The 14,079-nt window shown below is 58.5% G+C and carries 10 protein-coding genes; 6 read left to right on the forward strand and 4 right to left on the reverse strand.

Annotated features, from left to right (window positions below; translation table 11 throughout):
- The first annotated feature begins 37 nt into the window (after positions 1-37).
- The gene (gene ilvC, locus ASC96_RS26900; protein ID WP_060506145.1) at positions 38-1,057 is read left to right on the forward strand and encodes a ketol-acid reductoisomerase; all 1,020 of its coding nucleotides are present in this window, start codon (positions 38-40) and stop codon (positions 1,055-1,057) included.
- 525 nt (positions 1,058-1,582) lie between these two features.
- Complete coding sequence (locus tag ASC96_RS26905) at positions 1,583-2,812, forward strand: PLP-dependent aminotransferase family protein (protein ID WP_060506146.1); 1,230 nt, start codon at positions 1,583-1,585, stop codon at positions 2,810-2,812.
- A gap of 90 nt (positions 2,813-2,902) precedes the next feature.
- Here the strand turns inward: ASC96_RS26905 and ASC96_RS26910 are convergent, their stop codons facing one another.
- Positions 2,903-4,276 carry a sulfatase-like hydrolase/transferase gene (locus ASC96_RS26910; RefSeq protein ID WP_210171878.1) on the reverse strand — a complete coding sequence of 458 codons (1,374 nt, stop codon included), beginning with the start codon at positions 4,274-4,276 and terminating at the stop codon, positions 2,903-2,905.
- 525 nt (positions 4,277-4,801) lie between these two features.
- On the reverse strand, positions 4,802-6,472 hold the full coding sequence (locus ASC96_RS26915) for a M20/M25/M40 family metallo-hydrolase (RefSeq protein ID WP_060506148.1): 1,671 nt from the start codon (positions 6,470-6,472) through the stop codon (positions 4,802-4,804).
- A 160-nt stretch (positions 6,473-6,632) separates the two neighbouring features.
- On the opposite strand from ASC96_RS26915, the gene ASC96_RS26920 reads away from it, so the two are divergent.
- Positions 6,633-7,049 (forward strand): Lrp/AsnC family transcriptional regulator, encoded by a 417-nt coding sequence (locus ASC96_RS26920; RefSeq protein WP_060506149.1) that lies wholly within the window; start codon positions 6,633-6,635, stop codon positions 7,047-7,049.
- Between the two features lie 12 nt (positions 7,050-7,061).
- Here the strand turns inward: ASC96_RS26920 and ASC96_RS26925 are convergent, their stop codons facing one another.
- A complete protein-coding gene (locus ASC96_RS26925) occupies positions 7,062-8,111 on the reverse strand; it encodes an aldo/keto reductase (RefSeq protein ID WP_060506150.1) in 1,050 nt (349 codons plus the stop codon).
- A 108-nt stretch (positions 8,112-8,219) separates the two neighbouring features.
- Complete coding sequence (locus ASC96_RS26930) at positions 8,220-10,121, reverse strand: hypothetical protein (protein ID WP_060506151.1); 1,902 nt, start codon at positions 10,119-10,121, stop codon at positions 8,220-8,222.
- Positions 10,122-10,362: 241 nt separating this feature from the next.
- Here ASC96_RS26930 and ASC96_RS26935 point away from each other — a divergent pair, with 241 nt between their 5' ends.
- Genes ASC96_RS26935 through ASC96_RS26945 form a run of 3 tightly spaced genes read left to right on the forward strand, consistent with a single transcriptional unit; the run spans position 10,363 to position 14,057 of the window.
- On the forward strand, positions 10,363-11,343 hold the full coding sequence (locus tag ASC96_RS26935; RefSeq protein WP_060506152.1) for an ABC transporter substrate-binding protein: 981 nt from the start codon (positions 10,363-10,365) through the stop codon (positions 11,341-11,343).
- A gap of 9 nt (positions 11,344-11,352) precedes the next feature.
- A complete protein-coding gene (locus ASC96_RS26940) occupies positions 11,353-13,047 on the forward strand; it encodes an iron ABC transporter permease (protein ID WP_060506153.1) in 1,695 nt (564 codons plus the stop codon).
- Positions 13,035-14,057, forward strand: coding sequence for an ABC transporter ATP-binding protein (locus tag ASC96_RS26945; RefSeq protein ID WP_060506154.1), 1,023 nt, complete (start codon positions 13,035-13,037; stop codon positions 14,055-14,057). The genes ASC96_RS26940 and ASC96_RS26945 overlap by 13 nt, the downstream gene beginning before the upstream one ends.
- Positions 14,058-14,079: the final 22 nt, after the last annotated feature.

Genomic DNA, 14,079 nt, shown 5'->3' on the forward strand with positions numbered 1-14,079 from the left:
AGAGTTTTAGAAGACAAGCAAAGGGAAGGAAATTACAATGCGCGTCTATTACGATCGTGATGCTGATCTCAACCTCATCAAGTCCAAGAACGTCGTTATCGTCGGTTACGGTAGCCAAGGCCGCGCTCACGCGCTGAACCTGAAGGATTCGGGCGCCAACAACGTCGTCATCGCTCTGAAGGCCGGTTCGCCGACGATCAAGAAGGCCGAAGCCGATGGTTTCAAGGTCATGACCGTTGCCGAAGCCGCCAAGTGGGGCGACCTGTTGATGATGGCGACGCCTGACGAACTCCAGGCCGACATCTACAAGGCCGACATCGCCGGCAACATCCGTGACGGCGCAGCCATCGCTTTTGCCCACGGCCTCAACGTTCATTTCGGCCTGATCGAGCCGAAGGATACGCTCGACGTCGTCATGATCGCACCGAAGGGCCCTGGCCACACGGTTCGCGGCGAATACCAGAAGGGCGGCGGCGTTCCTTGCCTGGTTGCCGTTGAGAAGAACGCATCCGGTAACGCGCTTGACCTCGCTCTCTCCTACGCCTGCGGCGTTGGCGGCGGCCGTTCGGGCATCATCGAGACCAACTTCAAGGAAGAGTGCGAAACCGACCTCTTCGGCGAACAGGTCGTTCTCTGCGGCGGTCTCGTTGAGCTGATCCGCGCCGGTTTCGAAACGCTGGTCGAAGGCGGCTATGCGCCGGAAATGGCTTACTTCGAGTGCCTGCACGAAGTGAAGCTGATCGTCGACCTGATTTATGAAGGCGGCATCGCCAACATGAACTACTCGATCTCCAACACGGCCGAGTGGGGCGAATACGTCTCGGGTCCGCGCATCATCACAGCTGAAACGAAGGCTGAAATGAAGCGCGTTCTCACCGACATCCAGACCGGCAAGTTCACCTCCGACTGGATGCAGGAATACCGTTCGGGAGCAGCCCGGTTCAAGGGCATCCGCCGCATGAACGACAACCACCAGATCGAAGAAGTCGGCGCCAAGCTGCGCGGCATGATGCCATGGATCGGCAAGAACAAGCTGGTCGACAAGGCCAAGAACTAATATTTGCTGCAGAGCAAAATTAGCGCATTGCACTTGCGTAATACTGAAGAGGCCGGGACATTTCTCCCGGCCTTTTTCGTGTCCGCAAGTAATATTTGGAACATTATCGCTTTTGGAGTATTCTATCTATGAGGAGGATACTGCGATGACAACGTTCTTCTACCATTTTGCCATTTTTGATGCTTTCATCGTCGGGGCCATCGTGCTGCTCGTCGGCTTGAGCATGTTTGGACATCACGAAGCCTGACGGCTTCACCCGGAAACGCTTTGGTCCGGATGGGCACATTGATAGCGGTAGAATCGATCGCGGCAACAAACGCGCCAGACGATCAGAGTGCGATGTGCTTTGGGTTGCGCCACCTTCAATGGGGACATTCGCCGCATTTTCGCGGTTTTTCAACGTCTTTCCAAGTCAGCGCTTTTGAGCAGAAAGTGCATCTTCTCATCAAAGTATAGGTCAGCATTATTGACTTAATAAGCTTGGCATGATGTGCTCCGTAAAAAGCATAATCTGAGGAAACTTCCATGCTCGATTGGGAAAATATCTTCGCGACGCGGTCTTCACGGATGCGCGCCTCGGAAATCCGCGAACTGTTGAAACTGCTGGACCGGCCGGACATCATCTCCTTTGCCGGTGGTATCCCGGATCCGGCGCTGTTTCCGGATGAAGAATTCAAGGCCGCCTATGCCGAAATCTTCGGCGGACCGACGGTCAGTGCAGCGTTGCAATATTCGGTCAGCGAAGGTTATCTGCCGCTGCGTCAATGGCTCGCGGGCCGCATGGCCGCCATCGGCATTCCCTGCGAGCCGGAAAACATCCTGATCACCTCGGGCTCACAGCAGGCGCTCGATTATCTCGGAAAGCTGTTCCTGTCGCCCAACGATACGGCGCTGGTTACCTGGCCGACCTATCTTGGCGCGTTGCAGGCATTCAATGCCTATGAGCCGTCCTACGACCAACTGTCGCCAGCCGGCAACCGTACGCCGCAGGCCTACCGCGATGTCGCCGCGCAAGCGGGTGGACGGGTAAAATTCGCCTATATGTCTGCCGAATTTGCCAATCCGACCGGAGAAACGCTCGATCTGGCTGCACGTGAAAAGGTTCTCGATCTCGCTGAGGAACTCGACATTGCCGTGATCGAGGACGCTGCCTATCAGTCGCTGCGTTACGATGGCGAAGCTGTTCCGCCGATGCTGGCGTTGGAAATCGCCCGCAAGGGTTCGATCAACGAGACCCGGACGATCTATTGCGGCAGCTTCTCCAAGACGTTGGCACCCGGCCTGCGCGTCGGTTTCGTGGTTGCGGCCATGCCGATCATCCGCAAGCTGGTGCTGATGAAGCAGGCTGCCGACCTGCATTCCTCGACCATCAACCAGATGGCCATCTGCCACGTTGCCGAACGCGGTTTCGATGCACAGGTCAACAAGATCCGTGCCGTTTACAGCAAGCGACGCGACGCGATGCTGGCAGCACTCGCAAAATACATGCCGAAGGGCGTCAGCTGGACGGTCCCGGAAGGCGGCATGTTCGTCTGGCTGACCTTGCCCACCGGCATGGATGGAGCCGATCTTCTGGCAAAATCGCTGGTTTCGGCAAAGGTCGCCTTCGTGCCCGGTAAGGCGTTTTTTGCCGATGGCTCTGGCGCCAACACCCTTCGCGTCAGCTTCTCCTGCGCCGACGAGGCGATGATCAAGGAGGGGATTTCCCGCCTCGGTAGCCTGATCGGCGAAGAAGCCGCAGTGCTTGCCGCCTAATTATGAGAAGCTCTGCTGCGGGTTTGAGGCAGAGATAGAGATCGTGCGATAAAGAGCAGTTGCGTGGCTGTTTTAAGCTGCGTGGCTGTTCTAAATGCCGGGTTGGATACCCCACAATTTGTCGCGCAAGTCACGATCGGACAAAATTGCGTCGTTCAACCGGTCGAGACCCACTTGGCCGACAAGTGTTTTACGGCCTGACAAAAGCGAGACACCGAGCCCCGCACTTCCATTCGGCAGTGTGTAGCCGAGAGCCTCCAGGAGGGTCGGGTAAGCATCGACCATTGTCGCAGCAGTTGCATTCAAACTCGGGGTGATCCCATCCTTGAGGATGATGAAGGTGTTTCGGCGCTCCTTACTCTTCAATTGACGGAAGATTTCGTTGCGCATGGCAAGGTGGTCGCTCTGGACAACGACAACGGTGTTCTCAAGCAGGCCAGCCTTGGCCGCTTTGTCGATAAAAGCTTCGGTGAGCTTGTTTGTGCAGTAGAACGCCTGCAGTGTTTGATTTGGAAGCGACATGACGTCAGCATCGGCGAGGCAACTGCGCGAGATGTAGCCTTTGGGGCTATGCCCTCCAATTGTCGTCACCGTTAAACCAAAGGGTTTTTTTCCGCTGGAAAGAGTCGTGATTTCCTTGAATGCGGCATCGAACAAATCCTCGTCGTCGATTCCCCAAGGATTGATTCGCATTCCGAACGTGGTGACTGGTGTTGGGTAATGTGCGCCAATTTCTCCATATCCAAGACCCTTGTGATAATTGTGTGCAGCCACAAATCCATCGGTGCCTGCGAACTCCAGCATTGCGCCTTTCATGAACGTCAGCGCGTAGCCATCGCGCGCTAGAATATCGCTGAGGCACACGGCCTCTGGAAGCAGGGCGTTGACATGACCAAAGTCATTGCGGTCGATCGTGCCCAGACCAAGCAGAGGCGTGCCGCAGTAACTGGCGACATGACCGGCTAGCGTCCAGTTTGTTTTTTCCGATTCAGTGATACCGGTGGCGGAGAACCCAAGGGCTTCCAAACGTTTCAAAGGCGTCGACGTCTTTCCAAAAAGGCTTTCATCCCAAAGGGTTCTTTCAGTACTTTCAAGATAAATATGGATGAGATTTGGTTGCCGGCCTTGCGGCTTGATTGCCATTGATGGTTCGCTGAAATGGTGTATCAGGCTCAACTGATCTGACGCGTACGCGCGCATCAGATAGTTGCCAATGCCAAAGGTAAAGGGATTGAATACAAGAAGCGGAACAGCAATCAGACCACCAAACATCTGCATTCGACGATGACCACGCGCGGCCTGCCGCCAGCAAACATAAATCAGGGCGAACGGGAGCATTTCTAGCAGAATCTGGAAAGCGACCGAAATCATGACGCCTTTTGATTCCATCTCATATTGAAAGTGAAACAGAATGGGTGCGGGGGAGAAGTGGCCGAAAATCTGGATGAAAACGCACCAGATCATCAGCATCGCCACCGGGATAAGTGGAAGCCACCATCCTATGGTCGGATGTCCGTTTGCAAATCGGCGGCCAAAGCCCAGCGCTAGCAGGATCAGAAATGAGGTGGGAACCCGTAAAAGATAAGATTCGGGTCTTCATCAACAACCTTCAAGGCGATGTTCAAGACGGCAATTGTAAAAATTGCCGCCCAGATCATCCAATAGGAACGGGTAGGCTCGGATCGATCTGATCCCCACAGCTTGAGCATTATGAAATTTTCCGCAATCTCAGATGGTCTTTATGTTGCGGGAATGTATGTGGTGATTACTAACGATAGGTTGAAATTTCAACCGGAAATATTTCGTTGAGCGGAGAGGTGGTAGAATGTAACAGCCCAGGCTGCTCTGGCGCAGGATACGGCAGGCGTGATGTTCGGCCTGCCCTAACGCCGCATTGGAGTCGGCCCGGTTTCTCCTGATGCTGATAAGCCCACACTGGATGAGAAAGCCGTCGATATACCAGTCCTTTCGTCGCTAGTCCGCCGATACTTAGTCTCCATCTGCGAGGCAGGCGATCGCCGCCTCGTAGATCACGTCCGGCAAAACTTCGAATGTATAGGGCATGTGGACGCGCTCCCATTTCTGATGGTAGTCGCGTCCCCATGGCCCGATATTGACCACCGGGTAGGACAGAAGCCCGTCCGGTGCCTTGTCGGTGAACGCCGAGCAGGGGGTGTTGCCAGACAGAAGCTCAGTCTGTCCAGCCGCCGGACGGTGGCCGAAGAAGCTCATGTCCGAGATGCCGGCGAAGAACTGTTTGGCTTTGATGCTTGTCCCATGCCGGTTCGCGCAGGTTTCGGCGGCGGCCATGATGTTTCGTTCGAAGATTGTTCCCTGATCCCCGGCACTGTCCAGATGCACGCGCGGATAGTGCAGAGTCGAGAACCCGACAATAACCAGCGGTCCTTCGAGACCGGCTTCCGTCAGCGTCGCTGCGACGATCTGACGGGTGATCGAGAGCGGGTCTTCACCACTCGCCAGGGATTGATCGAGCGCCTTCAGACGGCTGGCGGCAGCCTCTCCGCCGTGGGAGACCGCGAGTTCGTATAGCTCGGCGTAAGTAAGGATCTGTCCCTCATGTCTTTCCGCGCGGCCTGAGCCTTGACGCTCGAAGAAGGCCTTAGCATTCCTTTCCTGAGCATCGAGCGCTGTGCGCATGGCGGATGCGGCAAGCACTTGGAATTCGGACAGAACATCTTCCGGTGTGCGTCGGTGTGTCAGCCAGTTGAACGACAGCCAGACATGGGCCGGTGTCGTCACTTCATAACCGTGGCGCACGTCCTTTGCCTCGAGGCAAACCGGCGCCGGTGAAATTTCGCCATGCGCCTCGTCACAAAGGGTGCTGTTGGTTTCCATGGCTCGCATGATCTCGGCGCTGATCAGATGGGCGCTGACGCCATCGAAGGCATAACCGGCATGGGTGGGGCGGCCGGCGACGAAGGCAAAAGGCGAGAATTTACCGACCGAGCCGAGATAGACGGCGCGGCCTTCTTCGCCATCACCGTCATCGCCGCTGGCATCCAGATTGATGCCGCCGATAATGTCGATGTCGAATTTTTCCGCGATCGCGGGCAGGGCGTCACGCAAGGCCCGCATGCCGCGCGAACGGTTCTCTTCATCCGGCGTCGCAACGAACAGCAGATTGCCGGGCGCGTCAGCCAGTTCGGCAAAACGCTCCAATGCGGCGATGCCGGCGGCAAGGCCGCTCTTCATGTCGAGCAAGCCACGGCCAGCCAGGAAGTCGCCGCTCACGAGATCGGTCAATGCCTTGTCTTCAGCCGGATTGCGGGTTTTGGCCGTCAGTTCGTCGATCAATGCCTTTGTCAGCGCCTCTGGCTCACAGGCAAGCGATACCAGCGAACTGTAGTTGGCAATCGATACGGTATCGAAATGGCCTGCGAGAACCAGGCAGCGCCGGCCCTTGCCACGCACCAGCGCCAGCACGTTTTGCCGGGCGGGAGTGCCGTGGCTGTCGAGCGCCAGCAGGTTTTCCGGGTTCTGGCGGAAATAGGGTGTAGCGCCAAACAGCGCCATCAAGCGGCCCGAGAACGCGGCTTCGCCATCGCTTTCCGTGACGCTCGGCCACCGGGTCATTTCGATGGAAAGCTCGCCGGTCCGTGACAGGCTGTTGCGGAGAGGTGAGCGGTCGGCAGACGGCATTTCGGGCGATCCTCTAGCGATTCGAATAGACCCCGGCGAAGAGGTTGACGAACTCTAGCGGGCGGCTCGATGAAGCGAAATGGCAAGATTATGGAAATTTGCTTGATATTTTTGACGAAATGACAGGATATGTTGGCATAATGATCAATGGATTGATGTCATGGACAGTACCGACCGCCGTTTGCTGGCGATCCTCAGAACCGACGGCCGGGCCTCGATCTCGAAACTGGCCGAGCTGTTGAAAATATCACGCGGCACGGTGCAGAACCGCATCGACCGGTTGACTGCCGAGGGCGTCATCGCCGGCTTCACCGTGCGGATCGCCGCAGCCGAGGACCCGCACGCGGTCCGCGCCGTCATGCTGATCGAGATCACCGGCCAGAAAACCGTTTCGGTGGTCAAGACGTTGCGCGGTATCGCGGAAATTCGTGCCTTGCATACGACCAACGGTGCCTGGGATCTGGTTGCCGAAATCGAAACGGAGAACCTTGCCGAATTCGATCGCGTCCTGCGCCATGTCCGGGCGCTGGAGGGGGTGTCCAAGTCGGAAACCAGCCTGTTGCTGACAACGATTTGAGGCTGGGCCCTCCTATGCGTATGGCCCCAGCAGCGACAGGTCGGCTTCTCCCAATCTGTCCTTGGCGGTGCGGACTTGATGCCAGTAGGGATAGAGAACCGGCGGCGCGCTGACCTTGTCGAGACGTTCGCGCTCCTCGGCGGTCAGGACAAGTTCGGCGCTGGCAAGATTATCCTTGAACTGTGCTTCAGTCCGGCCACCGATGATGACGGAGGTAACGCCCTTGCGGCCAATCAGCCAGGCGAGCGCCACCTGAGCACCCGAGACATTGCGGCTTTCGGCTATATCGACGAGAACATCGACGATATTCCACAGGCGGTCCTCGTCACGGATCGGCGGTTCGTCCCAGCCGGCCAGTTGGCGCGAGCCTTCCGCTGTCTTGTCGCGCCGGTGCTTGCCGGAGAGCAGGCCGCCAGCCAGCGGGCTCCAGACAAGCACCCCAAGGCCTTGATCGATCGAGATCGGCAAAAGCTCATATTCGGCGTCGCGCGATTCCAGCGTGTAGTGGATCTGCTGACTGACGAAACGCTGGCGGTGGTCTGCCGCACTGACGCCAAGCGCCTTCATGATATGCCAGCCCGAGAAATTCGAGCAGCCGATATAGCGGACCTTGCCCTGGCGCACGAGCATATCGAGCGCGTCCATGGTTTCTTCCAACGGGGTCTGACCATCCCATTCATGCAGCTGGTAAAGGTCGATCACATCGGTCTTCAGGCGCTTCAAGCTCGCTTCGCAGGCGCGAACGAGATGATGGCGCGAAGAGCCCGCATCGTTCGGGCCGTCGCCCATCGGGAAACGGGCCTTGGTTGCGATCAGCACACCGTCCTTGCGATTTGCGCCCAGAATCTCGCCAATGATTTCCTCCGAAACACCTTGCGAATAGACGTCGGCGGTATCGATCAGATTGACGCCGGCATCCAGAGACATATCGACAAGTTTCCTGGCCTCATTGACACCAAGATCACCGACGGTCTTGGCCCAGCCCTTGCCGCCGAAGGTCATGGTGCCGACGGTCAGCGTCGAGACCTTGAGGCCGGATCGGCCAAGAAGACGATATTCCATGATGATTTCCCGATTTGTTTGGCGTGCGGAGCGTCAGCTAAGCTAGCGGCTGGCCATCAAAAAGAAAGGGGCGGCCGGACGGCCACCCCTTGATTTTGCGGACTTGGTTCAATCCCTTGCTAGCACGATGATGCGGTCGGCGGCGGTATAGAGCAGCTTTTCCGATTTGGGCGGATTGACGGTCACACCGCCCAAACGGCGCTGATCGGCATCACCTTCCCGCTGGCGGCGATAGCCGATCGCGATCTCGCCGCGCCGCAGGGCGGCAAGGCAAATGGTGTAAAAGGTGATGGGTTCGCCGATGGCGACATAGTCGCTGACCGGGCGCATGTAGATTTCCGACCCGTCCTCATCAAGAAGCTCGTCGAAAATCGCAGCCATGCGTTCGTTTTCGGAAGCCTGCGCCAGCATCAGGCTGACCAGCTTGTTGCTGACGACGAAATCGTCGGCGCGGGTGACTTCGGCCAGTTCCCGGTTGCGCACGTCAGTCATCTCGCTGACGACGCTGATGTGGCGGCCGGCGTGTTCGGCGATCTTGCGCAACTGCAGCAGCGTCACCAAAGTGCGGGTATCGGCCGGCTGCGGCGCCATGTGATCGCTGTAACCGAGAACGAGGACGTGATCGTAGCTTGGAATATCCAGCGCATCGAGTTCGGTGCGGTTGCTGGTGTCGATGACGCGGTAGTCGACCGACATGTTGCCGTTTGCTACCCGAAGTGCGGCGATTTCCTTCTCAAGCTCCGGCGTGTCCGCTGCAATCGTCAATAGTGAGTCGGGCGCGACGTAGCGCGAAAGTTCGAACGAGATGATCGGGCCGCGACGATTCCAGCCGAGAAGCAGGGTTCGTTCCGGGCCTTGTTCGCGCATTTCCGCCGGAAGGATGGCATCTTTTTCGATATGGATTTCGCTGCCCCCGAATTTGATCGCGGCATCGTCCTCGGCGATGATGACGGCGCTTTCGCCGGGCTTGAAGATACGGCCGGGCGGCGGGTTGAGATGCACCTTGCCGTCCTCGTCGCACAGACCGATCAGCGACGATGTCTCGTAGGCCATGACAGCGGCAGCAAAACTCTTGCCGGTGATATCCGGTTGTTCCAGCGTATAGATCTCGCAGCCGTCGAAATCGAGAAGCTCGGAATAGACCGCGCTCAAGCCCGACTGGCGGCTGGAATGCACGACAATGCGGGAAATCAGATCATCGGCCAGAATGAGCTGCAGCTCGTTGCCACCGACGATGCGGGCAACTTCGGCGTTCTTGCTGTCGCGGATTTCCGCCGCGATCTGGTAGGGCTTGGCACGGCGATTGGGGGCGTTCACCAGTGCCAGCACGCTCTTGATCACTTGCGAGTCCGGATCGTCGCCTTCGGGCGACAGGACGATCACGGAACGCGAGGTTTCCGGATTGACGATGTTCAGGTCGTAGAGATCAGTCGGGTCGCCGCTACGGCAGATGATCTTGGTGTTCTTGAGGTTGGCCACTTTGGTGGCGATCTCGTCCTCCATCTCCACCTTGTCCTTGTGGGCCATGATGACGATGCGCGGCTTCTTTCGACTGGTATTGGCGATGACCAATTCGGAAATCACGTCGAAGATCGATGGCGACCAGTTCAGAATGATCGTGTGATCGTTTTCCAGCACCTGCGAGCGGCCCTTGCGTAGGTCGTCCAGCTTGTTTTCAAGGCCCGAACTCAAAACGCCGATCAAGGCCGAGAACACGAAAATGCCGGCGATGGTGACGAAAAGCGAGACGCCGCGAAAGCTCCAGCCGAGATCGCCGCCCATCGTGCCGGCATCCATGGTGCGCATCAGCGATTCCCAGGCGCCTTCGATGAAACTGACTGGCTGACCGCCCTCCGGGGCAATCTGGGTGAGCGCCAGGAACGCACCGGCGATGATGATGACGACCAGCGATATGATTGCCAGCCAGCCGATCAGCGCGATCGACCCGCCGGCCATGCTCTTATCGAACTCATAGCGCAGCCGCGCGCCCCATGACGTTGTCTTGCTCATAATTTCCCCTTAGCCCCGCCATATGCGCTTCGAGCGGATCGCAGATATTTCTAATATATTCAACAGCTTTAGACGGCCGGGTGCCAATGCACCCAGTAATGTTCATCTGGCAATCCGGCTATCTATCGACATCACGCTTGGGGTCGGCTGTTTATTCTCCGCCCGCTGCGCCGGAAGTGTCATATGGCTGTCAATTGCCGCAACTATCCATCACCCCATCTGTTCACTTGGGATTAAGACGATGAAGACGTTGCTCGGTGCGTTCACTGCACTTGTTGCCGCCAGCCTGATTGCCGTTTCGGCCCATGCCGAAAATCTGGTGCTCTACACCAGCCAGCCGAACGAAGACGCCCAGGCGACAGTCGATGCCTTCAAGGCCGCCAATCCTGGCGTTGACGTCGAGTGGGTGCGCGATGGCACGACCAAGATCATGGCCAAGCTGATGGCCGAGATCGAAGCCGGCAATCCTGTTGCCGACGTGCTTCTGATTGCCGACACCGTGACGCTGCAGCGGATGAAGGAAGCCGGCCAGCTCCTGAACTACAAGTCACCGGAAGCTGCCAATTATGACACGGCGCTCTACGATGCCGATGGCGCCTATTACTCGACCAAGATGATCACCACCGGTATCATCTATAACACGTCGGCATCGATGAAGCCGGCCGGCTGGAAGGATCTTACCAAGCCAGAGGCCAAGGGCCTGATGACGATGCCGAGCCCGCTGACCTCGGGGGCTGCCCTGATCCATGCGCAGACGCTGACGGGTATCGATGGTTTCGGCTGGGACTATTACAAGTCTCTTGCCGAAAACGGCGCCACCGCTTCGGGCGGCAATGGCGGTGTGCTGAAGGCCGTCGCCACCGGCGAGAAGGCCTATGGCATGGTTGTCGATTTCATGGCCATCCGCGAAAAGGCCAAGGGCGCACCGGTCGAGTTCGTCTTCCCGGCTGAGGGCGTCAGTGCCGTGACCGAACCGGTCGCGATCCTGAAGACCGCCAAGAATGCCGATACGGCCAAGAAATTCGTCGATTTCCTCCTGTCTGAACCCGGCCAGCAGGTTTCCGTCAAGCTCGGCTACATCCCGGCCCGCAACGGTGTAGCGCTCCCGGAAGGCTTTCCGGCCCGTGACAGCATCAAGGTACTGCCGATCGATGCGGCTGCCGCCGTCAAGAATTCCGACGGCGATCTGAAGACGTTCTCCGGTATCTTCGGGACCAACTGATCAATTCTCATGCCCAGATCGTCCGCCAATCGAAGCAGCCAGCCAGCCTGGCTGCTTCCTTTCGTCATCATTGCCGTCTGCCTGTTGAGCGGGCTGCCGCTTGCACGGCTGCTTTATGCCGGTTTGCGGTTTTCGATCGAGGGGAAGGCCACCGGCCTCTTTTCCGAGCCTTCGACCTGGTTTGCCATTCGCAACACGCTAACGACCGCGACCGGGGGCATGCTGATTGCCGTTCTGCTCGGCGCCACTTTTGCGTTTATCGTCACACTTACCGATATCCGCGCAAAGGGTTTCTTCAGCTTTGCCTTCGTGCTGCCGATGATGATCCCGCCGCAGGTAACGGCGCTCGCCTGGGTGCAGATGTCAGGTCCGGCCAGTCCGCTCTTGAAGACACTCGGCATTGCGCCGCCGCTCGGCAGCCCGCAACCGCTTTACTCGCTTGGTGGTATCGCGCTGCTTTTGGGTGTCCAGCATGCGCCGCTGGTGTTTCTCGCTTTGAAGGCGGGACTTGCTGCCTTGCCGCGCGATGGCGTCGAGGCGGCACGCCTGGCCGGTGCCTCGCCGATGCGGGTGTTTCACGACATCATCTTTCCACTGGCGGTACCCGGCTTGATTGCGGGTGCGGCGATTGCCTTCGTTTCCGGCGTCGGCAATTTCGGCATTCCGGCCATTCTTGGAATTCCCGCATCGATTTTCGTCCTGCCGACGTTGATCTATAGCCGCCTTTCGAGTTTCGGGGCAGGCACGTTTGCCGAAATGTCGCAACTCTCCATGGTGATCGCCGTCATCGCCGGGCTTGGCCTCGTTGTCCAGCAACGGGCGCTGAGGGGCAGGGATTACCGCATCATCGGTCTTTCCGGCGAGAACGCTGCCTTTTCGTTCGGCCTCTGGCGCGTTGTTGCTGAAGCCGGATTTTCGGTCGTCCTGTTCGTTGTTCTCGTGGCGCCGGTCGCAGCACTGGTCGCCAGTTCGCTGGTGCCTGCCTATGGCGTGCCGTTGAATTTTCAGACCATGTCGCTCCATGCCTATAGCGAAATCCTGTTTCGTCAGTCGGTTACGCTGACAGCGTTTGCCAATTCGCTGTTCCTGGCCGGGACGACGGCGTGCGGGCTGCTGCTGTTTACTGTTTTAACCGCCTATCTGCTGACCCGCCGTCCGGGAAAACTGGCCGATATCATCACCGGCCTGATCGAAATTCCCTATGCCCTTCCGGGCATCGTTCTCGCCGTCGCCTTCATCCTGTTGTTTGCAGCTCCGCTGCCTTTGGTGAACGTGTCGATCTACGGAACGATCTGGATCATCCTGATCGCTTATTTTTCCAGCTTCTTTGCCGTCAGCTTGAAGCCGGTGGCCAGTGCCTTCCTGCAACTCGATCCGTCGCTGGAAGAGGCGGCCCGGCTTTTCGGCGCAGGCTTTTTCCGCCGCCTGCGCGACATTCTCGTTCCGCTGATTGCACCGGCGGCGGGCGCTTCCGTTATTCTCGTCTTCCTGATTGCCTGCAGCGAATTGACAGTTTCGGCACTGCTCTGGTCGGCGGGCACGCAGACGCTCGGGGTGGCAATCTTCAATCTCGACGACAGTGGCAGCTCCGATCTGGCCTCGGCCCTGTCGGTACTGGTCGTCACCATGGTGGTCATCCTGATGCTGCTTCTGGAACTGCTGGCGAAACACCTTCCGAAGGGCGTGCTGCCATGGCGCAATTGATCCTCAATCACCTCAGCAAGGATTTTGGCACAGGCCGGGCGGCGGTCTCCGATGTGTCCCTGACCGTGCGCGACGGCGGTTTCCTGGCGCTGCTCGGACCATCCGGCTGCGGTAAGACGACGGTGCTTCGCATGATCGCCGGTTTCGAACAACCGACCGATGGTTCGATCGTGCTGGGTGAACGCACGCTGGCGGATGCCAGTGGGGCGTTGCCTCCGGAAAAGCGCAACATGGCGATGGTGTTTCAATCCTATGCGCTCTGGCCGCACATGACTGTGGCGCAGAATGTCGGTTATCCGTTGAAAGTTCGTGGCATCACCGCCGCCACCTGGCAATCCCGCGTCAAGGATGCCCTGTCGGTCGTCCGGCTTGAAGAGTTTGCCGATCGGCGTCCGGCTGATCTTTCCGGCGGCCAGAGACAGCGCGTGGCGCTGGCCCGCTGCCTCGTCACCTCGCCGGACGTGGTGTTGCTGGACGAGCCGCTGGCCAATCTCGATCGTCACCTGAAGGCGGCGATGGAGGAGACCTTCCGCGAATTCCATGCCCGTTCCGGGGCGACGATGATCTACGTCACCCACGATCAGGGTGAGGCGATGGCGCTGGCGACCGACATTGCCGTGATGTCGGAGGGGCGGTTGATGCAGGTCGCGTCGCCGCAGGACATTTATGCCCGGCCGGAAGGAAGGGTCGTCGGCGGCCAAGTCGGGCAGGGGGCCATTCTTGATCTGGCGCTGCCGGATCATGGCCCGCGCCTGCTGTCCTGGTCGGTGATCGAGGTCGCCTTCCACCAGACAGCAGGGCCGAGCCGTCCGGTCCTCGTGCGCCCCGAACACGTCGTGGCCGATCCCGAGGGCGTCATGCTGCAGGTGACATCCTGTGTGTTCGAGGGCGAACGATTTTCTCTGTCGCTACGCACGGCAGGCGGGCAGCATCTCCGCGCCTACTCCCCGCATGCCCTCGACTGCGGTGTGCTGCAGCCGTTCGTCATTCGCCAGGGTTGGATGCTCTGAGGTTTCGGTTGGCGCCCAGGGG

The sequence above is a fragment of the Rhizobium sp. Root1204 genome (genome assembly GCF_001424965.1).
GTDB lineage: Bacteria > Pseudomonadota > Alphaproteobacteria > Rhizobiales > Rhizobiaceae > Pararhizobium.